The organism is Bradyrhizobium sp. CCGUVB23 (genome assembly GCF_024199885.1).
In the GTDB taxonomy this organism is placed as follows: domain Bacteria; phylum Pseudomonadota; class Alphaproteobacteria; order Rhizobiales; family Xanthobacteraceae; genus Bradyrhizobium.
This window is the reverse complement of record NZ_JANADQ010000001.1, coordinates 230,388-256,393: the sequence shown is the minus strand read 5'-3', so window position 1 is coordinate 256,393 and position 26,006 is coordinate 230,388. Positions and strand designations below refer to the sequence as shown.

General features: G+C 64.1%; 20 protein-coding genes. 13 read left to right on the top strand and 7 right to left on the bottom strand.

Translation table 11 applies throughout. From position 1 onward, the window contains the following. The first annotated feature begins 12 nt into the window (after positions 1-12). From NLN62_RS01125 to NLN62_RS01100, 6 genes are all read left to right on the top strand, one after another. The gene (locus NLN62_RS01125) at positions 13-2,718 is read left to right on the top strand and encodes a nitrate reductase (protein ID WP_254107065.1); all 2,706 of its coding nucleotides are present in this window, start codon (positions 13-15) and stop codon (positions 2,716-2,718) included. Between the two features lie 213 nt (positions 2,719-2,931). Further along, positions 2,932-4,770, top strand: a complete 1,839-nt coding sequence (locus NLN62_RS01120; RefSeq protein ID WP_254107064.1) for a heavy metal translocating P-type ATPase — start codon at positions 2,932-2,934, stop codon at positions 4,768-4,770. Between the two features lie 333 nt (positions 4,771-5,103). Further along, the gene (locus NLN62_RS01115) at positions 5,104-5,943 is read left to right on the top strand and encodes an aldo/keto reductase (RefSeq protein ID WP_254107063.1); all 840 of its coding nucleotides are present in this window, start codon (positions 5,104-5,106) and stop codon (positions 5,941-5,943) included. A gap of 190 nt (positions 5,944-6,133) precedes the next feature. Beyond that, a complete protein-coding gene (locus tag NLN62_RS01110) occupies positions 6,134-7,075 on the top strand; it encodes a DMT family transporter (RefSeq protein WP_027525539.1) in 942 nt (313 codons plus the stop codon). Positions 7,076-7,136: 61 nt separating this feature from the next. Then, positions 7,137-8,216, top strand: coding sequence for a zinc-binding dehydrogenase (locus tag NLN62_RS01105; RefSeq protein ID WP_254107062.1), 1,080 nt, complete (start codon positions 7,137-7,139; stop codon positions 8,214-8,216). 69 nt (positions 8,217-8,285) lie between these two features. Further along, on the top strand, positions 8,286-9,749 hold the full coding sequence (locus NLN62_RS01100; protein WP_254107061.1) for a hypothetical protein: 1,464 nt from the start codon (positions 8,286-8,288) through the stop codon (positions 9,747-9,749). A 15-nt stretch (positions 9,750-9,764) separates the two neighbouring features. On the opposite strand, the gene NLN62_RS01095 is transcribed toward NLN62_RS01100, so the two are convergent. Further along, positions 9,765-10,226, bottom strand: a complete 462-nt coding sequence (locus NLN62_RS01095) for an Lrp/AsnC family transcriptional regulator (protein WP_027525536.1) — start codon at positions 10,224-10,226, stop codon at positions 9,765-9,767. A 132-nt stretch (positions 10,227-10,358) separates the two neighbouring features. Between NLN62_RS01095 and NLN62_RS01090 the strand changes: the two genes are divergently transcribed. Next, the gene (locus NLN62_RS01090; protein WP_254107060.1) at positions 10,359-12,722 is read left to right on the top strand and encodes a transketolase; all 2,364 of its coding nucleotides are present in this window, start codon (positions 10,359-10,361) and stop codon (positions 12,720-12,722) included. 283 nt (positions 12,723-13,005) lie between these two features. Beyond that, on the top strand, positions 13,006-14,436 hold the full coding sequence (locus NLN62_RS01085; RefSeq protein ID WP_254107059.1) for an aldehyde dehydrogenase family protein: 1,431 nt from the start codon (positions 13,006-13,008) through the stop codon (positions 14,434-14,436). An 89-nt stretch (positions 14,437-14,525) separates the two neighbouring features. Here the strand turns inward: NLN62_RS01085 and NLN62_RS01080 are convergent, their stop codons facing one another. From NLN62_RS01080 to NLN62_RS01070, 3 genes are all read right to left on the bottom strand, one after another. Next, positions 14,526-15,020: a hypothetical protein gene (locus NLN62_RS01080; RefSeq protein ID WP_254107058.1), complete on the bottom strand. Its 495-nt coding sequence runs from the start codon at positions 15,018-15,020 to the stop codon at positions 14,526-14,528. Between the two features lie 81 nt (positions 15,021-15,101). Next, on the bottom strand, positions 15,102-16,193 hold the full coding sequence (locus NLN62_RS01075) for a DUF937 domain-containing protein (protein WP_254113312.1): 1,092 nt from the start codon (positions 16,191-16,193) through the stop codon (positions 15,102-15,104). A gap of 601 nt (positions 16,194-16,794) precedes the next feature. Beyond that, positions 16,795-17,787: an SMP-30/gluconolactonase/LRE family protein gene (locus NLN62_RS01070; protein ID WP_027525531.1), complete on the bottom strand. Its 993-nt coding sequence runs from the start codon at positions 17,785-17,787 to the stop codon at positions 16,795-16,797. A gap of 91 nt (positions 17,788-17,878) precedes the next feature. Between NLN62_RS01070 and NLN62_RS01065 the strand changes: the two genes are divergently transcribed. Beyond that, positions 17,879-18,703 carry an NAD(P)-dependent oxidoreductase gene (locus NLN62_RS01065; RefSeq protein WP_254107057.1) on the top strand — a complete coding sequence of 275 codons (825 nt, stop codon included), beginning with the start codon at positions 17,879-17,881 and terminating at the stop codon, positions 18,701-18,703. Here NLN62_RS01065 and NLN62_RS01060 read toward each other — a convergent pair. Further along, complete coding sequence (locus NLN62_RS01060) at positions 18,700-19,386, bottom strand: GntR family transcriptional regulator (RefSeq protein WP_254107056.1); 687 nt, start codon at positions 19,384-19,386, stop codon at positions 18,700-18,702. The genes NLN62_RS01065 and NLN62_RS01060 overlap by 4 nt on opposite strands. 184 nt (positions 19,387-19,570) lie before the next feature. Here NLN62_RS01060 and NLN62_RS01055 point away from each other — a divergent pair, with 184 nt between their 5' ends. From NLN62_RS01055 to NLN62_RS01040, 4 genes are all read left to right on the top strand, one after another. Continuing rightward, positions 19,571-21,301, top strand: coding sequence for an IlvD/Edd family dehydratase (locus tag NLN62_RS01055; RefSeq protein ID WP_254107055.1), 1,731 nt, complete (start codon positions 19,571-19,573; stop codon positions 21,299-21,301). Between the two features lie 60 nt (positions 21,302-21,361). Further along, positions 21,362-22,357 (top strand): TRAP transporter substrate-binding protein, encoded by a 996-nt coding sequence (locus NLN62_RS01050; RefSeq protein ID WP_254107054.1) that lies wholly within the window; start codon positions 21,362-21,364, stop codon positions 22,355-22,357. A 153-nt stretch (positions 22,358-22,510) separates the two neighbouring features. Continuing rightward, the gene (locus NLN62_RS01045; RefSeq protein WP_254107053.1) at positions 22,511-23,086 is read left to right on the top strand and encodes a TRAP transporter small permease; all 576 of its coding nucleotides are present in this window, start codon (positions 22,511-22,513) and stop codon (positions 23,084-23,086) included. Then, positions 23,083-24,423 (top strand): TRAP transporter large permease, encoded by a 1,341-nt coding sequence (locus NLN62_RS01040; RefSeq protein ID WP_254107052.1) that lies wholly within the window; start codon positions 23,083-23,085, stop codon positions 24,421-24,423. Before NLN62_RS01045 ends, NLN62_RS01040 begins: the two co-directional genes overlap by 4 nt. Here NLN62_RS01040 and NLN62_RS01035 read toward each other — a convergent pair. Together NLN62_RS01035 and NLN62_RS01030 are read right to left on the bottom strand one after the other, a co-directional pair. Beyond that, the gene (locus NLN62_RS01035; RefSeq protein WP_254107051.1) at positions 24,417-24,998 is read right to left on the bottom strand and encodes a histidine phosphatase family protein; all 582 of its coding nucleotides are present in this window, start codon (positions 24,996-24,998) and stop codon (positions 24,417-24,419) included. The genes NLN62_RS01040 and NLN62_RS01035 overlap by 7 nt on opposite strands. Beyond that, the gene (locus NLN62_RS01030; protein WP_254107050.1) at positions 24,995-25,792 is read right to left on the bottom strand and encodes an enoyl-CoA hydratase/isomerase family protein; all 798 of its coding nucleotides are present in this window, start codon (positions 25,790-25,792) and stop codon (positions 24,995-24,997) included. The genes NLN62_RS01035 and NLN62_RS01030 overlap by 4 nt, the downstream gene beginning before the upstream one ends. Positions 25,793-26,006 lie beyond the last annotated feature (214 nt).

Below are 26,006 nucleotides of genomic sequence, written 5' to 3'. Positions count from 1 at the left end.
GATGCCGCCTGAATGACTGCGATCGATCCGACGCTCCGCACTACCCGAACGACGTGCCCCTATTGCGGCGTCGGCTGCGGCGTGCTGGCAACGCCCGACGGCGACGGTGGCGCTGCGATCGCCGGCGACCCCGAGCATCCTGCCAATTTCGGCCGGCTCTGCTCCAAGGGTTCGGCGCTCGGCGAGACCGTCGGACTGGAAGGTCGTCTGCTCTATCCGATGATCCGCTGCAAAGGTGTCCTGGAACGTGTTGCCTGGGGCGATGCGCTTGACCATGTCGCCCATCGCATGCAGCATATCGTGGCGCGCGACGGCGCGGATGCGGTCGCTTTCTATCTTTCCGGCCAGTTGCTGACCGAGGACTACTACGTCGCCAACAAGCTGATGAAAGGTTTTGTCGGCACGGCGAATGTCGACACCAATTCGCGACTCTGCATGTCGTCATCGGTCGCCGGCCATCGCCGCGCCTTCGGCGCCGACACCGTCCCCGGCTGCTACGAGGATCTCGACCAGGCCGACCTGCTCGTGCTGGTCGGCTCCAATGCGGCCTGGTGCCATCCGATCCTGTTCCAGCGCATGCGCAGGAACAAGGAGGAGCGCGGCGCCCGCATCATCGTCATCGATCCGCGCCGCACCGATACTGCGAGCGACATAGACCTGTTCCTTGGCGTGAAGCCAGGCACCGACACCGCGCTGTTCTCCGGCCTGTTCGTCCATCTCGCGGACAGTGGCGCTCTCGACAAGGACTACATCGCGAACAACACCTCGGGCTTCGACGATGCGCTCGCGCGTGCCCGCAGCATCGCCGGCAGCGTCTCGGCGACGGCGCTCGCGACCGGTCTGTCGGAGCAGGACGTCGCGGTATTCTTTGCGATGTTCCGCGAGACGGAGCGCGTCGTCACGCTGTACTCGCAGGGCGTCAACCAGTCGGCGCAGGGCACCGACAAAGTCAACGCCATCCTCAACTGCCATCTCGCCACTGGCCGCATCGGCAAGCCGGGGGCCTCGCCGTTCTCGCTCACGGGACAGCCCAATGCGATGGGCGGGCGCGAGGTCGGCGGGCTCGCCAACCAGCTCGCCGCGCACATGATGTTTACGCCGCCCGAGGTCGATCGCGTCCGCCGGTTCTGGAAGGCGCCGCGCATCGCAACCCATGAGGGGCTCAAGGCGGTGCAGCTGTTCGAGGCGATCAACCGCGGCGAGGTCAAGGCGTTGTGGGTGATGGGCACCAATCCTGCGGTGTCGCTGCCGGATGCCGATCTCGTACGCGAGGCGCTGAAGAAGCTCGAGCTGTTCGTGGTCTCGGAGAACGTACTCTCCAACGACACGGTTGAGGCAGGGCCGCATGTGCTTTTGCCTGCGCTCGCATGGGGCGAGAAGTCGGGCACGGTGACCAATTCCGAGCGCCGCATCTCCCGGCAGCGCTCGTTCCTGCCGGCGCCAGGCGAGGCGCGGCCGGACTGGTGGATTCTGAGCGAGGTCGCAAAGCGGCTCGGCTTCGGCGAAGGCTTCAACTACAAATCTGCCGCCGAGATCTTCCGCGAGCACGCCGCGCTCTCGGCGTTCGAGAACGATGGCAGCCGCGACTTCGACATCGGCGCGCTGCAATCGGTCTCCGACGAGGCCTATGATGCGCTGGTGCCGCTGCAATGGCCGGCGCGCGAGGGACAAGAGGGACCCGGCGCGCGCTTCTTTGCGGGCGGCGGCTTCTTCACCAATGACGGCAAGGGCCGTTTCGTCGCGCCGGAGGTGCCGGCGCTGCGCAGCGAGACCAATTCGGCGCGTCCGCTGCGGCTCAACACGGGACGCATCCGCGACCAGTGGCACACCATGACCCGCACCGGCCTCAGCCAGCGGCTCGGGGCACATCTGCCAGAGCCGTTCGTCGAGATCCATCCGGATGACGCCGGCAAATACGGCGTCGTCGACGACAGCTTTGCCCGCGTCACCACCGACTACGGCCAGTGCATCCTGAAAGCCGTCGTCAGCGAGCGCCAGCAGCGCGGCACGCTGTTCGTGCCGATTCACTGGAGCGCGATGAATACCTCGCATGGCCGCATCGGCGCGCTGGTGCAGTCGTTCAACGATCCGTTCTCGGGGCAGCCGGAAACCAAGGCAACTCCGGCCGCGATCGCGCCGTACGAGTACGTTTTCCGCGGCTTCGCGCTCTCGCGCAAGCAGCTCGCGCTGCCGCAGCATCTGTGGTGGGCGCGTGCCGCGATCGGTGGCGGCTATGGTTATCTTTTTGCCGACAACGCGGATCTGTCGCGCTGGCCGGCCTGGCTCCAGGGGATCGCGGGTGAGGATATCGCGGAGTACCGCGATTTCGGCGGCGGCGTCTATCGCGCCGCATCCTTCGTCGGCGATCGCATCGAGACCTGCCTGTTCATCGGGCCTGCCCATGATGCCGGCGACTGGGAGGTGGTGAAGAGCCTGTTCGCGGCAGACCGCGTCAGCGACGAGCAGCGCCGCCTGTTGCTGTCCGGCAAGTCGACCGAAGGCGTCGCCTCGACCGGTCCCGTGGTCTGCGCCTGTTTCGGCGTCGGGCGCTCTACCATCTGCGACACCATCGCCGCCGGCGCGCGCAGCGCGGCCGAGATCGGCGCAAAACTCAAGGCCGGCACCAATTGCGGCTCCTGCATTCCCGAGCTGAAGCGGCTGATTGCCGAGACGGGTGGGGCTGCGAAGGAGGCAAAGTTCGCCGGCGCTGCGGGTTAGCGCCACACACTCTCCGGCGTCATCGCCCGGCTTGACCCCGTGACGTCCGGGATAAATCGATAGGCCGCGGCGTACTGGACGCCCCGGTCAAGCCGGGCGACAGGGGGGATAGTCGCGACGGCCTTCCAGCATCTACCAGCTTGATCTAAATCATCGCTCCGCAGCGCACTCACTGTCATCCTCGCCGCCCGCGCAACCCGCCCGGCGTTTTTCGTGTCCGTGTCCGACGTTCCCATTCGGCCCTTTCTGATCGGCTTTCCCGCCGCCGGGCTCGTGTTCGGTTTCGTGCTGCGCGCATCCGGCTTTTCGGCGTGGGCGGATCTGGTCTGGGCGATCGCGACGCTGCCGGTATTGCTTGCACTCCTGGTCGAGATCGTGCGGAGCCTGAGGCGCGGCGATGTCGGGCTCGATATCGTGGCTGCGCTTTCGATGACGTCGGCACTGGTGGTCGGCGAGGAGCTTGCGGCCGCCGTGGTCGCGCTGATGTATGCCGGCGGGCAATACCTCGAGGACTTTGCCGAGGGCCATGCGCGGCGCGAGATGACGGCGCTGCTCGCCCGAGCCCCGCGCAAGGCGATGCGTCATTGCGACCATCGGCTCGAGGAGATCGACGTCGAGCTCGTCGCGACGGGCGACCGCCTGCTGATCCGCCAGGGCGAGATCGTGCCGGCCGACGGTACGCTCGCAAGCCCGCTCGCCGTGCTCGACCAGTCTGCGCTGACGGGGGAATCGCTGCCGGTACAGTGTAGGGACGGCGACGCCCTGATGAGCGGAGCCACCAATGCCGGCGAAGCCTTCGATATCATCGCCACGCGTCCGGCGGCGCAAAGCACTTATGCGGGTATCGTCCGCCTGGTCGAGGCCGCGCAGCGCGCCAGGGCGCCGATGGCTCGGCTCGCCGATCGCTATGCGATCGTGTTCTTGGTCGCAACGCTCGCGATCGCGGGCGCGGCCTGGGCCTGGACGCGCGATCCGATCCGCATGGTGGCGGTGCTGGTTGTGGCGACGCCATGCCCGCTGATTCTCGCTGTGCCGGTTGCCATCGTCGCCGGCCTGTCGCGCGCGGCGCATCACGGTATCCTGATCAAGGGCGGCAAGGCGCTAGAGACCATGGCGCGCATTTGTTCGCTCGTGGTCGACAAGACCGGCACGCTCACCGACGGCAGGGCTAGGGTGGTTGCGGTCCACGCCGCGGAAGGATTTGGCGAGGACGACGTGCTCCGGATCGCCGCATCGCTCGATCAGGCCTCCAGGCATGTCATCGCGCAGGCGCTGGTCGCCGAGGCGCGACGCCGCAAGCTTGCCCTGTCGATTCCGGCCGATGTCGCGGAGACGCCCGGCGAAGGCGTCAAGGGACGCGTGCAGGGGCGCTTCGTCGCCGTCGGCGGTCGCCGCTATGTGCGATCGCAACTGCCCGATCCGAGCCAGGGCGCGACTGAGCCCGCGCTGACCGCGCCGGGCGCCGTCGCCGTTTGGCTCGCGCTTGACGGCCGGCTTGCCGGCCGGATCGTGCTCGCCGACGAGTTGCGGGCCGGCATCGAAGGGCTGCTTGCCAAGGTGCGGCGCCTTGGCATCGAGCGCATCGTGCTCGCGACTGGCGACCGCCGCGACGTGGCCGAGGCCGTCACGGCCGGTCTCGGCCTCGATGCGGTTCGCGCCGAGCTGACGCCGGACCAGAAGGTCATGGTGGTGCTCTCCGAGCGCAAGGCGGGTCCAGTGACGATGGTGGGCGACGGTGTTAACGACGCCCCCGCGCTTGCGGCTGCCGATGTCGGCGTCGCCATGGGTGCGACGGGTGCTGCCGCGTCGGCGGAAGCAGCCGACGCCGTGCTGCTGGTCGACACGCTCGACCGCATCGTGCCCGCGATCGAGATCGCGCGCCGCGCACGCTTCATCGCGCTTCAAAGCGTCATTGCCGGCATCGGCCTGTCGACGCTCGGCATGATCGCCGCCGCCTTCGGCTACCTGACGCCGGTCGAGGGCGCGATCTTGCAGGAGGTGATCGACGTCGTCGTGATCCTGAACGCTCTGCGGGTGCTACGCGACCGGTGAAGGCCGTTGAAGAGTTCGTAGTCCCAACGTCATTGCGAGCGTAGCGAAGCAATCCAGAATCCCTCCGCGGCGAAAGTCTGGATTGCTTCGCTGCGCTCGCAATGACGGGCTTTGTGGAGACGTGATAAGCGATTTCTCCCCGCGTCGTCCCGATGAAGGGCTGGACCCATACCCGGGTCAGTGTCGTCGAAGCGCGCTGCGGCCACTGGCAGCGTGCTGGTCGCGGATATAAGTGAACTCTTAGCGCTCGATAATTGTTATGTGACGAATGCGAGCGGCGCCCGTTCGCCTCTCCCCGCGTGCGGGAGAGGGAGAATAGACATCGGAGCAAACATGAACAAAAAGCCCTTCGGCCGCACCGGCGCCAATGTTTCCGTGATCGGGCAGGGCACCTGGTATCTCGACCACGGCGACCGCAAGCGCGCGATTGCGGCGCTTCAGCGCGGGCTTGATCTCGGGATGACGCATATCGACACCGCCGAGATGTATGGCGATGCGGAGCTCGTCATTGCGGATGCGATTGCCAGCCGACGCGACGAGGTGTTCCTGGTCTCAAAGGTGCTGCCGAGCAATGCTTCGCGCCGCGGCACCATCACCGCCTGCGAGCGCTCGCTCAAGCGGCTGAAGACGGACCGGCTCGACTGCTATTTGCTGCACTGGCGCGGCTCCTATGCCCTGGAGGACACCGTTGCCGCGTTCGAGGAGCTGGTGAAGGCCGGCAAGATTAAATCCTGGGGCGTCTCCAACTTCGATGCCGACGACCTCGACGACATCCTCGACGTCGCCGGCGAAGGCAAGATTGCCTGCAATCAGGTGCTGTACCATCTCAAGGAGCGCGCGATCGAGCATGCAGTGATCCCGTGGTGCGAGCGGCTCGGTGTCGCGGTGGTGGCCTATTCGCCGTTCGGCCATGACGATTTTCCGGCAGCGACGAGCAAGGGCGGCGCGGTGCTCGCGCGCATCGCAGAGGCGCACGGCGCGACGCCGCGTCAGGTTGCGCTCAGCTTCCTCGCCCGTGCAACTACGGTGTTCGCGATCCCGAAGGCGTCGTCCGCCGAGCATGCTGGCGAAAACGCGGCAAGCGGCGATCTCGTGTTGACCAGGGATGACATCGCCGCGCTGGACGCGGCGTTTCCGCGCGGGAGCAAGCCGCGCAGCCTGCCGATGCTGTAGTGCAAAAAAAAGCGCATTTTATTAACGGAGCGTTCACATGCGTGCCCATCAGCGCATATCGGCTTCCTGTTTTCGGGCGTTGTGAACGCGTCGCAATTGTCGTTTTTATAGGCTCTTACGATTCGCATTTTCCCGAGTTCCAGCCGTGACACCGCCGCCCGCCGCAGCCGCAAGGCTCGACAGTATTTCCGTGCCTATGCCAGCGAAGAAGCAGGCCGCACGCCGCGCACCTGCGCGTGTCGACCATCCCTTCAAAGGCATTGCGCTGGTCCTGTTGTCGACAGTGTTCCTCGGCTGCTCCGACGTCACCGCGAAATACCTTTCGACGAGCCTGCCGTCGATCGAGATCACCTGGATCCGATTCCTGACCTTTGCGCTGATGTTCACGCCGGTGATGCTGCCGGCCTCGCCGCTCTATGCGATGCGTACCGAGCGGCTCGGCCTTCAGTTGATGCGCGGCGCCGCACTGCTCGGCTCCTCGCTGTTCTTCATCACCGGCTTGCGCTTTCTCCCCATCGCGGAGGCCTCCGCCACCGGCTTCGTCTCGCCGCTGTTCGTCACCGCGCTGTCGATTATCTTCCTGAGCGAGAAGGTCGGCCTGCGCCGCTGGCTCGCAACCGCGCTGGGCCTCGTCGGCGTTACGATCATCCTGCGGCCGGGCTCGAACGCGTTTCACGTTGCGGCGTTCTTCCCGATCGTCTCCGCGTTCTGCTGGGCTGCTGCGCTGATCCTGACGCGCATGATCAGCGGGCGGGAAGCCGTCCTCACCACGATGGCCTATTCCGCGCTGACCGGCGTTGCCATCCTCACCGCGATGGTGCCGTTCGTCTGGGTCACGCCGAGCTGGACTGCCATCGGGCTCGGCATCTTCATCGGCATTGCTTCCACGGTGGGGCAGTGGATCATCGTGCTCGCCTATCGTTATGGCGATGCCTCGGTGCTGGCGCCGTTCTCCTACACGCAATTGCTGTGGGTCAGCATTTTGGGCTTCTTCATCTTCGGTGAGCTGCCCGACGTCTGGACCATCACGGGCGCCGCGTTCATCGTCGCGAGTGGCCTCTATATCGCCCATCGTGAACGTGTCCGCCGCGCCCAGCTTTTGGTGCTGGAAGAGCGTTCGCCGAACGCCTGACGCCATATCTCAGGGCTGGCTCTGTGCTATCAACGGCTCCAACAAGAATGGGAGGAGCCGGATGCGGGCTGCGATTTTCAGGAACGGTGAGATTGTCGTCGACAAGATGCCGGAGCCGAAGCCGGGCCCTGGCCAGGTACTGGTGAAGACGCTCGCCTGCGGCATCTGCGGTTCCGATCTGCACGCGCGCCAGCACGCCCATCGCATGGTTGAGATGGCCAAGAAGGCCGGGCGTGCGCCGATGGACCTGTCGCGCGACGTCGTGTTCGGCCATGAGTTCTGCTGCGAGATCGTCGATTACGGTCCGGGCACCGAGCGCAAGCTGAAGTCCGGTACGCGCGTCTGCTCGCTGCCGGCGCTGCTGACGCCGGCGGGCATCCAGGGCATCGGCTATTCCAACGACAATATCGGCGGCTATGCCGAAGCGATGCTGCTGAGCGAACCGCTGCTGCTCGAAGTGCCGAACGGCCTCGCCGCGGAGCACGCCGCTCTCACCGAGCCGCTCGCGGTTGGCGTCCATGCCGTCGCCAAAGCAAACGTGCGCGGCGGCGAGGTGCCGCTGGTGATTGGCTGCGGCCCGGTTGGGCTTGCGGTCATTGCGGCGCTGAAAATCAAGGGCCTGCACCCGATCGTCGCCGCGGATTATTCGCCGGCGCGGCGCGCGCTTGCGGCAAAACTCGGCGCCGACATCGTCGTCGATCCCCGGGTGTCGCAACCCTATGCCACCTGGGCCGAGCATGCCCAGATGTCGGATGCTGAGAAAGCAGCGCGGCCGCCCCTTCAGGCCATGCTGCCGGCGCTGAAGCCTGCCCTCATCTTCGAATGCGTCGGCGTGCCCGGACTGCTCCAGCAGGTGTTCGAGGGCGCCCCGCGCGACGCCCGCATCGTCGTGGTCGGCGTCTGCATGGAGAGCGACAAGAGCGAGCCGATGCTCGGCATCATGAAGGAGCTCAACGTCCAGTACGTGCTCGGCTACACGCCGGAGGAGTTCGCCTATTCGCTGCGCCTGATCGCGGAGGGGGAGGTGGACGCGGCGGCAATGGTGACGGCGACGGTAGGCATCGACGGCGTGGCGAAAGCCTTCGCCGACCTCGCCAATCCCGAGACGCATACCAAGATCATCGTGGAGCCGTGGCGATAGCACAAAGCCCCGACGAGCACCGAACCTGCACGACGGTAGCTGCGACCAATGGCTCGGAGTGGAGCAACAATGCGGGCTACCGAACTGTTAAGGGGCGAAGTGTCCGCCAGCATTGCGCTTGGCTTTGTCAGCGGCCTGATCTGGCTCCTGGTATTGGGCGGCGTCGCGGATCTGCACAGCGATCCGATCGGTCGGGGCTTGGCCGCCATCCATGTCGTTGCGCTCTGGTCCTTGCTGACGATCATGACTGCGATTGCGAGCCTGAAGGGCAACGCCCCGCGCTTGACGAAAGTTTTGGCCCTCGTGATCGTACCCGTATCCGGCTTTGTCGCGATGGCGGCAATGGATCTGCTCTGGCACGCTGATCGGTCGCCATTTCTCTGGCCAATCGTCATTCTTGTCGTCGTGCCACCCCTTGCCGTGACCTGGTGTTTTCTGGTCCTGCTAGGACGGTCCGGGATATCGCGCATCGTCGGCGCGCTTCCCGTCGCGATCCTGGCAGTGTGCTTGCTGATGGAGCCGTTGTCGCGGATGCGCAATACGGTGGAGAAGGAGGCGGCCGTGCGGCTCGCCAAATTCAACGCGGATCTCGCGCGGGTGCCGGCCAATGCGCCGATCTGGGACTGGACGCCGTTTCTCTATACGCCCGACGGCTACAAGCGGTCGGAGGTGGTCCACAGCATCCGAAGCCTCGATCAGCGGCAGGCGCAGGCGGAAACGATGCTCGACCGCGGCGACTTTCCGATCGGTGATCTCAGCTCTTTCGATCTCGATCCGACGCCGGCCCTTTGCGACAAGGCGCGCAGCCTGCTGCGCAGGCGCGTTGCGCCGCTGGTGCTCAAGACCGCCGATAGCAGACCGTCTTCGGATATCGCCCGGTCGGTGTCGGACGCGATTGATGCGATGACCTGGCTGGTAGGCTATGAATGTTCGTGCGACGCGGAGGCCGTGGCCTGGGAAACCATGGCGAAGGGATATCGCGACCCAAACTACGAGCTTTACCGGCTGGCGAAGTTGCGCGATCCCAACCTGTTGGGCCAGACGTTACGCGAGCGGCCCGCGCGTTTCTCGATGCTGGGTCCAAGATCGCATCTCAAGGCCTGGCTGAGATTTACCGACGACAACGCTCTGCGGGACCAAGCGCTTGCCGGCGCGCGCAAGCTCGACCGGCGCACCGACGAGGCCGTTGAAATCCTGTCGAGCAAATACGACGAGGACGTACGATGGAGGCTAGTCCGGTATCTCGGCGAGCTTGATCTCGAGGCGACGGCGCCATTATGCACGACGGCGCTGAGCGATTTGCACCGCCAGTTTACCCAGGTGTACCGGCCTGACCCGAACGATAAGCGTCTTTACTCCGAATTGCTCGAGCGTCTCGGCGGCAGTGCGCCGTTGCCGGCCTTGATTTGGCTGGCAGGGCACGGCTGTGCCGCGGACGCTGAACTGAAGGAGGCGATTGCACTGGTCGATGCCTATCGGGATTCGCCAGGCCGGGCAGAGATGCTCGCGACGCTGACGCAGTTGCAGCGCTGAGCGCGGTGACCCCACCTACACCGGCAGCGCGATCGAATATTTCACCTGGCTTAGAGCAAAGCTCGACTCGATCGAGGCGATGCCGTCGAGGCGCGTGAGCTTGTTCTTCAGAAATGCTTCATAAGACGAGAGGTCGGCGGCGACGACGCGCAAGAGATAGTCGCGGTTGCCGGTCATCAGATAGCACTCCAAAACCTCGTCCCATTTCGAGATCGCTCGTGCGAAGCGGTTGAGATCCTCCTCCTTCTGCCGAGCCAGCTTGATCGAGATGAAGACGCTGACATGCAGCCCCAGCGCCTTCTGGTCCACGGTCGCGATGTAGCGCGTGATGACGCCGCGCTCCTCCAGAAGCTTGACCCGGCGGTGGCAGGGCGAGACCGACAGCCCGACCTTGTCGGCGAGCTCCTGCATGGTCAGCCGGCTGTCGGTCTGGAGCAGGGCGAGGATCTTTCGGTCGATGGCGTCGAGCTCGGGCATTGGGATAGAACCTGTGTGGAGTGGCTATCTATTGGTAAAGTATCCCAATATTCACAGGCGTGGCGCGAAAAATTGAGAATTTTGCCGGCTCCCGCAGGCGTATCATAGGCCATCATTTACCGGAGCATTGCCATGCCCGTCGATTCCGCCCGCCTCGACACATTGTCCGCGCTCGCAACCAAGGTGCTGTGGCTGTCGTCCTGGACGATCCATCATGCCAATCACATCCGCGCCAATGCGGATGGCTTGAAGGTCGGCGGCCATCAGGCCTCGTCCGCCTCACTCGCGACCATCATGTCGGCGCTGTATTTCCACGTGCTCAGACCTGAGGATCGCGTCGCGGTGAAGCCGCATGCGAGCCCGGTGTTCCACGCCATCCAGTATCTGTTCGGCCGCCAGACCCGCGAGAAGCTGGAGAATTTCCGCGGCTTCAAGGGCGCGCAATCCTATCCCTCGCGTACCAAGGATATCGACGACGTCGATTTCTCGACCGGCTCCGTCGGCCTCGGCGTCGCGCAGACGCTGTTCTCTTCGCTGGTGCAGGACTACGTCAAGTCGCATGGCTGGATGAAGGATCGCCGCGAAGGGCGAATGATCGCACTCGTCGGCGACGCCGAGATGGACGAGGGGAATATTTTCGAGGCGTTGGCCGAGGGGTGGAAGCACGGCCTGCGCAACACCTGGTGGGTGGTCGATTACAACAGGCAGTCGCTCGACGCCGTCGTGCGCGAGGGGCTCTGGGAAAAATTCGAGACCATGTTCCGCAATTTCGGCTGGGACGTGGTGATCGTGAAATACGGCCGGCTGATGCGCGAGGCTTTTGCCGAGCCGGGCGGCGAAGCGCTTAAAGCATGGATCGACAACTGCCCGAACGCGCTCTATGCGGCGCTGTGCTTCCAGGGCGGCGCGGCCTTCCGCAAGCATCTGCATGACGAGATCGGCGACCAGGGGCCGATCACCAAGCTGATCGACCGGCGCAGCGATGACGAGTTGCTGGCGCTGATGTCGAACCTTGGCGGCCACGACATGGCGAGCATGCTGGAGGCGTTTGAAAAGATCGATCACGATCGCCCGGTTTGCTTCATCGCCTACACCATCAAGGGCGTCGGCCTGCCGTTCCAGGGCCACAAGGACAACCATGCCGGCCTGATGACGGTCGCGCAGATGGAGAAGTTTCGCGAGAGCCAGAACATCCGCACCGGCCACGAGTGGGACAAGTTCGAAGGCATGGCGCAGGATACCGCCGGGCTCGAAGCCTTCCTCGCGCGCGTGCCCTTCAATCAGGACGGCCGCCGGCTGACCGCGCCCGTCGTCGAGGTGCCCTCGCAGCTCACCTTCAAGCCGTCGGCGCAGATGTCGACCCAGCAGGGTTTTGGGCTTGTGCTGAACGAGATCGCGCGCAGCGACAGCGAGCTTGCAAAGCGCATCGTCACGACGTCGCCCGACGTCACCGTCTCGACCAATCTCGGTCCCTGGGTGAACCGGCGCGGCCTGTTTGCCCGCGCCGAGAAGGCGGATTTATTCCGCAGCGAGAAAATTCCATCCACCTTCAACTGGGATGCATCGCCCAAGGGTCAACATCTCGAGCTCGGCATCGCCGAGATGAACCTGTTTATCATGATGTCGGCGCTGGGACTCTCGCATCACATCAATGGCGCGCGGCTGCTGCCGGTCGGCACGCTCTACGATCCCTTCATCGAACGCGGCCTCGATGCGCTGAACTACGCCTGCTATCAGGATGCCCGCTTCATGGTGGCGGCGACGCCCTCCGGCATCACGCTCGCACCCGAAGGTGGGGCGCATCAGTCGATCGCAACGCCTTTGATCGGCATGGCCCAGGACGGGCTCGCATCGTTCGAGCCGGCCTTCGTTGACGAACTTGCGGTGATCATGGGCTGGGGTTTTGACCACATGCAGCGCCAAGCAGGCGAGGGTGGCTCGGTCTACTTGCGCCTGTCGACGCGCACCATCGAACAGGCGCAGCGGATCATGACTCCGGAGCTTGAGCAGGGCATCACCGACGGCGCCTATTGGCTGCGCAAGCCGGGCCCCAATGCCGAAGTCGTGATCGCCTATACCGGCGCGGTGGCGCCGGAGGCGATCGAGGCAACCGGCTTCATCGGCGAGAGCCGCCGCGACGTCGGCCTGCTCGCGATCACCTCGGCCGACCGCCTTCATGCAGGCTGGACCGCCGCGCGGAAATTGCGGCGAGATCGCCGCGGCGTGCAGCATTTGAGCCATATCGAAAAGCTGCTTGCGCCGCTGCCGCGCGATTGCGGTCTCGTGACCGTGATCGACGGCCATCCGGCAACGCTTGGCTGGCTCGGCAGTGTCCGCGGCCACCGCGTCGAGGCGCTCGGCGTCGAGCAATTCGGCCAGACCGGCACCATCGCCGACCTCTATCGCCACCACGGCCTGGACGCCAACGCCATCATCGATGCGGCCGAAAGCCTCACCACCGGCGCGCCGGTGCTGCATCGGAAGATGGCGGTGTGATGGAAGTAACCGACCGACCAAGGTCGACATTCCGGAGTAACTAGGGACGTCATGCCACGGCGATGCGAAGCATCGAACCCGGAATCTCGAGATTCCGGGTTCGGCTCTTTGAGCCGCCCCGGAATGACGTGGGGGTGCTTGCCAGTTCCCCGGCACGCGATCATATTCCACCGCGTCCGCCGCATCGCAGGTCAAGCATGGGGGCGGGTTCAACTCCCCCGGCTTTCGTGCAAGGATAGCCGCCGAAACGCCCCCTCCAATGCTCCCCAAGAAGAGGTCCACAATGGTCAATCGTATGCAATTCTACATCGACGGTGCCTGGGTCGATCCGGCCGTCAAGAAGTCCACTCCGGTCGTCAATCCTGCGACTGAAGAGGCGATGTACGAGGTTGCGCTCGGCTCGAAGGCCGATGTTGACAAGGCCGTCGCCGCCGCCAAGCGCGCCTTTGTCACCTATTCCCAGACCAGCCGCGAGGAGCGCGTCGCGCTGCTCTCCAGGGTCATCGAGATCTACAAGGGCCGTCTCAAGGAGATCGGCGCCGCGGTTTCCGACGAGATGGGCGCGCCGCTGCCGATGGCGGAGAAGCTCCAGGCCGGCGCCGGCCTCGGCCACCTCATGACCACGCTCGACGTGCTCAAGAACTATCATTTCGAGGAGCCGGTCGGCACCGCCATGGTGCTGCGTGAGCCGGTCGGCGTGGTCGGCATGATCACGCCCTGGAACTGGCCGCTCAACCAGATCGCCTGCAAGGTGGCGCCCGCGCTCGCCGCCGGCTGCACCATGATCCTGAAGCCGTCGGAGTTCACGCCGACCTCGGCGCTGATCTTCGCGGAAATCCTCCATGAAGCCGGCGTGCCGAAGGGTGTGTTCAATCTCGTCAACGGTCTCGGCCCCGAGGTCGGCGCCGCCATGAGCGAGCATCCGGACATCGACATGATCTCGTTCACCGGCTCGACCCGCGCCGGCATCGATGTGGCCAAGCGCGCAGCTCCCACCGTGAAGCGCGTCAGCCAGGAGCTCGGCGGCAAGTCGCCGAACGTGATCCTCGAAGGCGCCGACCTCACGAAGGCGGTGACCGGCGGCGTGATGCACATGTTCAACAACTCCGGCCAGTCCTGCAACGCGCCCTCGCGCATGATCGTGCCGCTGTCCAAGATGAAGGAAGTGGCCGCGATCGCGAAGGCGGTCGCCGACAAGACCAAGGCGGGTGATCCGCGCGGCGAAGGCACCACCATTGGTCCCGTCGTCAACCGCGGCCAGTGGGACAAGATCCAGGCGCTGATCAAGAAGGGCATCGACGAGGGCGCAACGCTTGTCGCCGGCGGCCCGGGCCTGCCCGAGGGCGTCAACAAGGGCTTCTACGTTCGTCCGACCATCTTCGCCGACGTCACCAGCGATATGACGATCGCGAAGGAGGAGATTTTCGGACCCGTGCTCACCATCATCGGCGCCAAGGACGAAGCCGACGCCGTGCAGATCGCCAACGACACGCCCTATGGCCTGGCGGGCTACGTCTCGGCCGATACGGTGGAGAGCGCCAAGCGCGTTGCTCGCCAGATCCGCGCCGGCAACGTCAACCTCCAGGGCGTGCCCAACGATCGCTCGGCGCCGTTCGGCGGCTACAAGCAGTCAGGCAACGGCCGCGAGTGGGGCAAGTACGGTCTTGAGGACTTCCTCGAAGTGAAGGCAGTCGCCGGCTTCAACGCCGCCTAAGCACTTCACATCACAGTTGCAGCGTCGGAGCGGGTGACCGCTCCGGCGTTTCGCATCAGCAGGCAGGCAAGCTTCGGTGTCGGCCCCGATCAGGCGCCGAGCGCGGCCGAGATTTCGCCAAGCGTTGCCTTCTCGGCGTCACTGACCAGGACGCCGCCGCCAAACAGGCCTCCACCCTCAGATGCAGCCTCGGCCGTTTTCTGGCTGATCTGGCGGAGCCAATCCTTGAACGCCGCGGCATCACCGGGCGCCTTGGCTGCGAGGATGGTCGAGACTTGCCGCAGCGAGTCGATGGCTTTGGTCTTGACCTCCGCGGGCTTGCTGTTCGCGAGTTCGGCTTTCAATCCATCGCGAGCCACGCTTCGGCCGTCGCCGGTCGTGAAATCGGCAACCACTGCCTTGACCAATGCGTTGGCGCTGGGGTCTGTGGCCGCCTGGCTCAGCGCTGCGCCACTCGCAAACGACTCCTTGAGCAGGCCCCACAAGCCGCTCGGTTCAGCCGCTGTGATGGCGATCCCTGCATTCATTGGACTTCTCAAGAGCAAGGCCCATTCGTCCTTCGTAAAACTTGCTTTGTCAGCCATAGATCCACTCCCTGGCACAATCCGCCGTGTGAAAACCGATCTGAGTACGGCGACAGTCCTGGGTCGCCGCACTCAGAAATTTCAAACTCGGGCCAGCGAATCGAGCTTTGCCCTGAGATCGTCGATCGCCGGTTTCGCGATCGGCCCGACGCCGGGAGCCGCCATGACCTTGTCGCACATCTGGTTGATGGCCGGCATCGCGGCGGCGATCAGTTTGGCGAGCGCAGTTCGTCCTTCGGGCGTGAGCTTTGCCGCGCGTGTGCCGACGTCGTCGAGCTGCGATATTGCCGCGTTGATTTTTGGTAGAGCCGCCTGCGCCCCGGTGGCATCGGTGATGCTCGGAAGCGCTGACTTCAAGGAGTCGATCGTCGTGTTGACCTGGCTGGCCAGGTTCACACCGTCGACAGTCAAGTTCGTAGGTGCCATGCCCACGGTGGTGGCGGGCCGCGCGGGAGCGGTCTGCTCAGCGACCGTCTGCTGGCCAGGACGGTCGAATGCGTACCATGCAAGACCACCCAGGACGACCAGGGCGGCGAGCCAATACGGCCATTGAGTGGTCTTGGTGGCTGTTGCGTAAGCGGAACTCGCACGTTCGCTTGCGCTCGCGATTCGACTTCCCGCGGCGGAGGCAGCGGCCATCCCGCTGCGTACTCCGGTACCCGCCTGGTCGATCAGACCCGCAGCGCTGAGCTGACTGGCAAGACCTGCCGGGATGGCCGCGGAAATCTGGTCCTTCTGCGAGCGCAGCAGCGATGCCAAACCGTTTGCATCGAGACCAGTCTCGCGCTGGTGCTGCCCCAGCGCGCCCAGCACGATCGGGCCGAGGATGCCGAGCAGCGACGATCCGCCGCCGTCGCCCACGCCGGCAAACTTTCCGATAGCCTGGGCCATGGTCCCCATTGTTCCGGCGCCGAACAATCCGGACAGCATGCCCGTCCCGGTCTCAGCCAGTCGCTCAGGACTCGCGCCGCGCAAAATATCTGCAGGAGAGCCGGCTTGCTGTTGGGACAGCAGCTTTGATAATTGATTGCTTCCAGCGGGAGTACCGACAAGGTCTGCCAGCCCGGCTAGCAGTGACGGGACAGCTCCGGCTGTTGCCTTCTGGGCTGTGGTTCGATCGATTCCAAGAAATGAAGCGATTTGCGCCAGAACTTCGGGAGTCAGGAATTGCATCACAACGGACGTGAGATTGGCGGCCATGGCGTTCTCTCCGCATTGATTGTTGCAATGTTGCTTTGCTGGGGTAGCTCCTGATCTGCGGGTGGACGACGCCGTCGCACGATCTCGCAACTGCCTTGTCTTGGGAAATTTCTCTTGGGAAATTTCGGGCTGATGGTTTGGCGTTGGAAATTAGCCGGCGGGTTCCTCCCGATCGACGGAATGTCCGGCGAAATCTTCCAACTGTCCACTCACAACATGGGAATCGAACCCCAGTCGAATTCTGACAAAGCTCCATCTGACGCTGAATTGCGAAGGAAGTTCCCCTCAACACGAAAGGTCAGCCTGGCTTCATTTTCCGGATGAGCGGGTTCCGTGCGATCATCGTTCCATCTATTGTGGCCGCCATCGCGATTCTGATTGGCCGGATTCTGGTAGTCCTTATTCTCCGCACTCCTCGCGATCGGGGCAGGCGTTGTGCTGACTTGCCCGATCCAGGGCACGTCGATCGGTGGTATTCCTATGAACAGCGGGTCGGGCCAGGCGCCGCCGATTTGACATGACTTCAATCGTTGGCCCACTCCTTTGCAGGGCGATGTAGTGCAGGCGGTTTCGTCTATCCCCCGAGTGCACCCTGCGTGTTCACGTACAGTGCGTAAATCGACTGGCTCGCCGCCATGAACAGGCGGTTGCGCATGACGCCTCCGAAGCAGAGGTTGGCGCAGCGCTCGGGCAGCGCGATGCGGCCGATCATGACGCCGTCGGGCGCGAACACCACGACGCCGTCGAGCTCGGGATCGCCCATGCCCCAGCCGCACCAGAGATTGCCGTCGATGTCGCAGCGCATGCCGTCCGGCGTCCCTGGTCCAGCATCGATGAAGACGCGCTTGTTGGAGATCGTCGTGCCGTCCGGCGAGACGTCATAGGCGAGGATCTTGCGGTTCGGCTGCCCGCGCGATTCCACGACGTAGAGGATCTTCTCGTCCGGCGAGAAACACAGCCCGTTCGGGCCGAGCACGCCCTCGGCCACGATCGTCGCCTTGCGGCTCACGGGATCGAGCCGGTAGACGTTCGGATCGATCTCGGATTCCGCCTTGTAGCCCTCATAATTGCCGAGCAGACCGAACACGGGATCGGTGAACCAGATCGAGCCGTCGGACTTCACGACGACGTCGTTCGGCGAGTTCAGCCGCTTGCCGCCAAACGAATCCATCAGCACCGTGATCGCGCCGTCATATTCGGTGCGCACCACCCGGCGGCCGCCATGCTCGCAGGTGATCAGCCGGCCCTGGCGATCCCTCGTGTTGCCGTTGGCGAAGTTGGAGGGCTTTCGGAAAACGGAAACCGCCCCGGTTTCCTCGTCCCATTTGATGATGCGCTGGTTGGGGATATCGCTGCACAACAGATACCGTCCATCTCCGAACCACACCGGACCCTCGGCCCAGCGCAGGCCGGTGGTGAGGCGTTCCACAGCCGAGAGCTTCAGCCAGTATTTCTCAAACCTTGGGTCTAGTGCACTTATCGCCGGATCAGGGTAATAGGTCGCCGGCCGCCAGCCTTGGGACCAGCCTTGGGACGATCCTTGGGAATGTGACGATGCATCGGACATGTGCAGTTCTCGTTGTTGCGTCCCCTCTGGTCAGGTCTGCTATCATTAGAGCCCAACGACCGCAAACCGGTCGCTACCTGCGAGGGAAGAAATGCCGCGTATTTTGATGACGGGAGCTTCGGGCGGAATCGGCAGCGCGATGCGCAAATTGCTGCCGCCGATCTATCCGGATCTCCTGCTCTCTGACATCAAGCCGCCCGCCGATCTCGGGCCTAACGAGAAATTCAAGGCGGCCGACCTGTCCGATCTCGCGCAATGCGAGGCGATCTGCGAGGGCGTCGACGGCATCCTGCATTTCGGCGGCTATTCGGTCGAGGGATCCTGGGACGACATTCTCCAGGCCAACATCATCGGCGGCTACAATCTGTTCGAGGCGGCGCGCAAGAAGGGCGTCAAGCGCGTGGTCTTCGCGTCCTCGAACCACGCCGTCGGTTTCTATCCGCGTCACCACAAGATCGGCGCCGACGTCACCCCGCGCCCGGACGGCCGCTATGGCGTCAGCAAGGTGTTCGGCGAAGCCGTCGGTGCGCTCTATGCCGACAAGCACGGGCTGAAGGTCACCTGCCTCCGCATCGGCAATTTCGGCGAGAAGCCGCTCGATCAGCGCCGGCTCGCGATCTGGCTGAAGCCTGAGGATCTCGTCCAGCTCTGCCGCATTGGCCTGGAGCACCCCGACATCCATTTCGAGATCTTCTACGGTGCCTCGCTCAACGAGCGCGCCTGGTGGGACAACAGTCGCGCCTACGAGTTCGGCTACCGCCCGACCGGCCGCGCAGAGGACCATGTGCAGCACGCGATGGCGGAGCAGGCCAAGCTCAAGCCCGATCCGGTCGGCGACTACTACCAGGGCGGCGCGTTCTGCAGCGTCGAGTTCGATGCTGATCCGAGCCGGATCATCGACTGGAGCAAGCGCTAACGCGCGGGCGCTTCGCCCGCAATCCGCTTCAGATAATCCGACTTGCTGAACTGCATGTGATCGACGCAGAGCTGCGCCAGTGCCCAGCTATCGCGGCCCTTCAGAAGCTCGATCATCAATTCGTGTTGGCGCCGGGATAGTGCCAGTCCCTCGCGGTCGGCGAGATTCTTCGCGCGCATCGGCAGCGTCAGGTTCATGTAGTCCTGGAGCGAGCGCACCAAATAGGGATTGCCGCAGGCGGAGAACAGCGCGACATGGAAGGCGTCGTTGGCCTCGTGGATGCCGCGCAGGTCCTGCATCTCGGCCTTGGCGCAATAGTGCCGCTGCAACTCGGTGAGTTCGTCGATCAGGCCTTGCGGCGCGGGCAGGGGGATCATCAGCGCGGCTTGCCGCGTCAGCATCTCCCGGACCTCGTAGATCTGCCGGACCTCCTCGGCCGAATAGAAGCGCACGGTGGCGCCGATGTTCTTCTCGCGCCGGACGATGCCGCGCCGCTCGGCCTCGACGAGAGCCTGCCGAACGAAGTGCCGCGAGGTGCCGTAGCGCGACATCAGCGCGTCCTCGGTCAGGCGCGCCGCCGGCGCGAAGCGGCCGAAGATGATGTCCTCCTCGAGCCGCGCGACCACGTCGTCCGGGTCCTCGCGCCGAAGTGCCGCCGGGCTCTCGCTTGCCGTCTCCGTCATCCGTTGGCCTCCCGAGGCCGGGCCCAGTGGTTCGCTCGCCTTGTGGAGCAGGAGGGGACGGATTGTCAATAATCTGCCCGCTGTGGCGCTGCAATGATCGGAAAAAAGTCGAAATGCGACCTCTGTTATTGACAATCAGGAGGCAGCCTGTACGACAATGGCAGTTGCGGAAGGGAGTAGCATCATGACGAGTGGCTTGCGCAAAGGGCTGACGAGCTATGGCGATGCCGGCTTCTCGCTGTTCCTGCGCAAGGCCTTCATCAAGGCGATGGGCTATTCCGACGATGCGCTCGAGCGCCCGATCGTCGGCATCACCAACACCTACAGTGATTACAATCCCTGCCACGGCAACGTGCCGCAGATTATCGAGGCCGCGAAGCGTGGCGTGATGCTGTCGGGCGCGATGCCGTTCGTGTTCCCGACCATCTCGATCGCCGAGAGTTTTGCGCATCCGACCTCGATGTACCTGCGCAACCTGATGGCAATGGACACCGAGGAGATGATCCGCGCCCAGCCAATGGATGCGGTGATCGTGATCGGCGGCTGCGACAAGACGCTGCCCGCGCAGGTGATGGCCGCGATCAGCGCCGACCTGCCGACCGTGGTCATCCCCGTGGGGCCGATGGTGGTCGGCCATCACAAGGGCGAGGTGCTGGGGGCCTGCACCGATTGTCGGCGGCTTTGGGCGAAATATCGCGCGGGCGATATCGACGATGCCGAGATCGAGGCGGTCAACGGCCGGCTCGCACCATCGGTCGGCACCTGCATGGTGATGGGCACGGCCTCGACCATGGCCTGCATGATCGAGGCGCTCGGCCTTTCGTTGCCGATGAGCGCGACGATCCCGGCACCGCATGCCGAGCGTTTCCGTCTGGCTGAAGCGAGCGGCAAGGTCGCCGCCGAGATGGCCAAGACCAAGGGGCCGAAGCCGAGCGAATTGCTGACGCCGGCGTCTTTCAAAAATGCGCAGGTCGTGCTGCAAGCGATCGGCGGCTCGACCAACGGCCTGATCCATCTGACGGCGATGGCGCATCGTTCGCCACACCGGCTGGATCTCGATGCCTTCGACAAGCTCGGCCGCGAAGTGCCGGTGCTGGTCGACCTGAAACCGTCTGGCGAGCATTATATGGAGCATTTCCATCACGCCGGCGGCGTGCCGAAACTCCTGGCGCAGCTTGGCGATCTCATCGATCTCGACGCCAAGACGATTTCTGGACAGACCCTCCGAGACGTCGTTGCCAATGCGGAAGACGTGCCCGGACAGGACGCCATCCGTCCGCGCGACAATCCGATCAAGCCGGAAGGCGGTCTTGCCGTCCTGCACGGCAATCTCGCGCCGCGCGGTGCCGTCATCAAGCAATCCGCTGCAAGCCCCAAGCTATTGCAGCACACCGGGCGTGCGGTGGTATTCGAATCCGTCGAGGATATGACCTTGCGGGTCGACGATCCCGATCTCGACGTCACTGCCGATGACGTGCTGGTGCTGCGCAATGCGGGGCCGAAGGGCGCGCCGGGCATGCCCGAGGCAGGTTACTTGCCGATCCCGAAGAAGCTGGCGCGTGGTGGCACCAAGGACATGGTGCGCATCTCGGACGCGCGCATGAGCGGCACGGCGTTCGGCACCATCGTGCTGCACATCACGCCGGAATCCGCGGTCGGCGGACCGCTTGCGCTGGTGAAGAACGGCGACATGATCCGGCTGGATGTTGCCAAGCGCAGCATCGAGCTTCTGGTTGACGATGCGGAGCTGGCGCGCCGGCGCACCGTCTTGAAGCTCCCGGCGACGTCGGACGAGGCCAGGCGTGGCTATGCCTGGCTGTTCAACGAGACCATCTTGCAGGCCGACGAGGGCTGCGACTTCGATTTCATGCAGAGGACTGGACCAAAGACCGGGCAAAAGACTGAGAAGGGGTGAGCGACCACCCGCAAAACTGTTCAGCCGCAAAAGCGGCGAACCATAAAACAGGGGGAGACGATGATTGCACGATCCATGCTTGGGCTGGCGGCAACGGCCGCGATCCTGTTCGTCACGGGCGCATCGGCACAGGAGGTGAAGCATTATCGCTTCGCCTACGACCAGCCCAAGACCACGGGGTATGGAATCCTCGGTGACATCTTCAGCGAGAAGCTGAAGGCGCTGAGCAAGGGCACGATGCTCATCGAACAGTATCCCGGTGCGCAGCTCGGGCAGGAGCCGCAAGTCTTGCAACTTGTCAAGGCAGGCGACGTCGAATTCTGTATCTCCTCATCCGCAAATGCCGCGACGCTCTCGCCGCAGGCCGGCGTGATGTCGATGCACTACTTGTTCCGCTCGGAGGACCATCTCATCAAGGCGATGGCGGACCCCGCTGTCGCAGCGGCCGTCAAGGCGATGATTTCGGATACGGTTCAGGGCGCCCACGTCATTGCGCTCGCGACTCTTGGTTTGCGCAACATGTATTCCAAGCGGGAGATCAAAAAGGTCGACGACATGAAGGGCCTGAAGGTGCGGGTACAGGCGACGCCAACCGAGGACACCATGTTTCCGGCCTATGGCGCGCAGATCGTGCATATGCCGTTCGGTAGCGTCTACACCTCTCTGCAAACCGGCGTGGTCGATGTCGCCGAGAACGGCGTCAACGTCTATCTCGCCAACAAGCACTACGAGGTGGCGCCGGTGCTCTCGATGACCGAGCATGAGGCCAACAACAGTTTGGTCTGGGTCAGTGACAAGCTTTGGAACAGCCTCACTCCCGAGCAGCAGGGTTGGGTCCAGGCCGCCGCCGACGAGGTCAACAAGACCCAGCCGGCCAAGGCGATCGAGCTTGAGCATCAATCGCAAGTCAAGCTGAAATCGATCGGCGTCAAGGTTGTGACCGACGTTGACAAGTCCGGCTTCATCACGATTGCTGATCCCTATCTCGACAAGCTCGCCAAGGATCTCGGCCCGCACGCCGAGAAGATCAAGAACCTGATCCGGTCGATCAATTAGGCCGCAGATGCCACTGCCTCCACGAGTCGTCCCGGCGAAGGCCGGGACCCATACTCCGCGGCGGAGCTTGTGGCACGGTGGCAGTCTGCTTCTTTCAACAACGCGCAGCTGGGGTTATGGGTCCCGGCCTTCGCCGGGACGACGGAGTCGTTGATGCCCATTGCCGACAAGCTCGTCCTGACGCGGCAGCGTCACCTGAAGTGGCGCTCGCTCGACTGGCTCGAGTTGGCGCTGATGATGCTTTGCGGCGTGCTTTGCTTCGGCTTCTCGCTGTCGGTGACCGCCGACATCGTCACCCGTACCATCGGTCATCCCTGGCTGTGGCTCCAGGAGGTCACCTCGACGCTGTTCATCTACGCGATCTTCATCGGAACGGCGGCCGCGACCCGGCGCAACGATCATCTCTATCTCACCGCGATCTCGGAGGCGATGCACGGCACGCCGCGGCTGATCGTCGAGGTCGTCATCCGTATCGTCGTGCTCGGCGTTGCCGCCTGCCTGATCTGGTACGGCTATCTCAACTATCTTCGCGGCTTCGGCAGCTTTCGCCTGCCGTCGGGCACGCCGATTGCCTCGCTCTATGCCATCATTCCGGTGTCAGGCGTCCTGATCGGCCTTTTCACGATCGAGCAGCTCGTCAACGGCCTGCGCAACGGTTTTGATCATCCCGAACCGCAGGACGAGGATGCCGCGCCTCCCGCAGTCCGCGAGACGAGGGTGCAGCCGTGAGCGCACCGGTCGTCCTGGTGTTGATGTCGTCTTGCTTCCTGTTCTTCGGCTATCTCGGCGTGCCCGTGCCGTTCTCGCTGATGGCCGGTGTCTTCATCGGCGCGATCCTGTCCGACGTCTCGCTCGCCGCCATCATCCAGAAGATCTTTGACGGCGTGGATTCCGAGGCGCTGCTCGCAATCCCGTTCTTCCTGCTGGTCGGCGAGCTCATGAGCTCGGCGAATGTGGTGGTAAGAATCGCGAACCTCTCGGTGTCGCTGGTCGGGCATATCAGGGGCGGGCTGTCGCAGGTCGTCGTCGTCTTCAGCATGTTCTTCTCGGAAATGTCGGGCTCGACGACGGCCGACGTTGCCGTGATGAGCCGCGCGCTCGGCGGCCCGATGAAGCGGGAGGGCTACGAGCCCGCGTTCATCGCCGCGATCATTGCATCGGCCTCGACCATCGCGGCGCTGGTGCCGCCGAGCATCACCGCGGTGGTCTATGGCGCGGTCGGCAACGTCTCGATCGCGGGCCTGTTCATGGCCGGTGTCGTGCCGGGCCTGATGATCGGCTTCGGCCTGATGATCTATTGTTATTTCTTCGGCCCGTCCGGCCTGCGCAAGCCGCGCGCGCCGCTGCGGCAGGTGGTGTTTGCCGCAGGCGATGCGGCCTTGCCGCTGATGATCCCGGTGATCCTGCTTGGCGGCATCTTGACCGGCTGGTTCACGCCGACGGAAGCCGGCGTGGTTGCCGTGGCCTGGATCATCCTTGTCGTGATCCCCGCACTGAACCGCGGCCACTTAAGGAAGATTCCGTACGACTTCTGCCTCGCCGGGCTGATCTTCTCGCTGCCGCTGATCACGATCGGCGCCGCCAACGCGTTCGGCTGGATGCTGGCTTATTTGCGCGGTGCGAACTACATCGCGGAATGGATCACCTCGATCGCCGGCAACGATCCGCACCTGATCATGCTCTTGATGGTGCTGCTGTTCACCGTGGTCGGCGACTTCATCGAGCCGGTGCCGACCATCATTATCTTCATGCCATTGGTGAACGCGCTGACGGAAGCCGGCGACATCAACGGCGTGCATATGGGCGTGGTGCTGATCGCAACACTCGCTTTCGGCCTGATCACGCCGCCCTATGGCCTCGTGCTGCTGATGGCCTCGAAATTCGTCGGCATCAGCTTTGCCAGGGCGCTGCGCGCCGCATTGCCGATCTATGTCGTGTTCTTCGCCACAATCGCCTTTGCGATCTATTTTCCGAGCGTGGTTTTGTGGCTGCCACGGCACGTGCTTCCCGAGTCGGTCGGCTGCTTCAAGTCGCCGGCGGGCACGGGCTATATCTGCCCTCAGTAGCGAAATTCCTCGACGCGCCATCCCTGCTGTGAGGGCAGGTAGCAAAAGGGCGCGCCGTGGCGGTTCTGGAAAAAGCTGCCGCACAGCGACCGCGCAAGCGCCTGCATCACTGCATCATGGCAGACGAACAGGATGTGGTCGTCGGGATGCCGTTCCAGCCACCCAGACACGCAGGCCAGCGACCGTTTGGTGACGACGTCCCAGGCTTCGCCATCGGCCGGCAGAATGGAGATGAGGCCTTCTGCCGATTTGACGCCGTGCTTCTCCATGGCGGCGCGGACGGATAGTCCCTCGAAGCTGCCGAAATCGCACTCGATGATGCCATGGTCGGTCGCCAGAGGTACCGAGATCGTGGCTGCAATGATCTCGGCCGTTCTCGCCGCGCGCACCAGAGGGCTGGTCACGATGCGGCTGATGGCGGAGCCGCGTAGCAGATCTCCCGCTGCATGGGCCTGCGTGATGCCATCCGCGTTCAGCGGATTGTCGGTCCGTCCCTGGAAACGTCCCTCGCGATTCCAGTCGGTCGCGCCATGACGAAGACCGTAGAACGAGCGTGGCGGCGTGAGCACGTTCATTTCGACTTGCTGGTGAATTTCTTCACGGCGACGCGGAAATCCTCCGTGTGCATCGCCATGATGATCTTGTGCTCTTCGGCATCGAGTTGCTGCCTCACCGGCGTCGTCGCGGCCTGGTAGACCAGCGACTTTGTTCCCGCGATCGCGGCAGGCGGATTTTGCGCGAGGCGCTCTGCGAGCTGCCGCGTGGCGGCCTTGAGCTCAGCCGCCGGAACGACCTTGGCGACGAGGCCCCACTCATGAGCCTGCTGCGCGGTAAAGCTGTCCTCGGCGAGGAAGATCTGCAGGGCACGTCGTGTGCCGACGGTTCCGACAATGCCGACCGTGCTGCCGCCGTCGGGCGACACACCGATCTTGGCATAGGCCGGCGTGAACTTGGCATCTTCCGCGGCGATGCAGAGGTCGGTGACGAAGGCGAGTCCCATGCCGGCGCCGGCGGCCGAGCCGTGCACACTCGACAGCGAGAGTTTTGGCATGCGCCTGAGTGTCTCGATGAAGGCATGATAATGCTTAAGGAGTTCGCCCACGACCGGCGTCACCGTGTTGGCTTCGGCTGCGGCACCGATGGTCTGCAAATCGCCGCCGGCGCAAAAGGCGCGGCCTTCGCCTTCGATGACGACGACCCGGATCGCGTCGGAGGTCTCGATCTCAGCGGCAAGCTGTTCGAGCCTCTGCGCGATCGCGAGGTTGATCGAATTGAACGCGGCGGGGCGGTTGAGCGTGATGGTGGCGACGGGACCGTCGATGCTCAGCAGGGCGGCGGCGTCGGAGGGGGAGGCGGCGGATGCGGACATGGCAAAATCCCCGGCAGGAGGTCTTTGTCGCAACTAAATCGCAGAAGGCGAGGGGAGACAATCCCTACCGCCGGATGCTCTTGCCTTACCGGGAACGATAGGGTCAAATGGTGGTGCCATCGATTAGGGACGGACACGAGCGCCGGCTCCTCGACCGACAAGGCCAGCAAGCCAAAATCAGTGAGAGAGAGGAGACGACATGGGTAACGCTCGT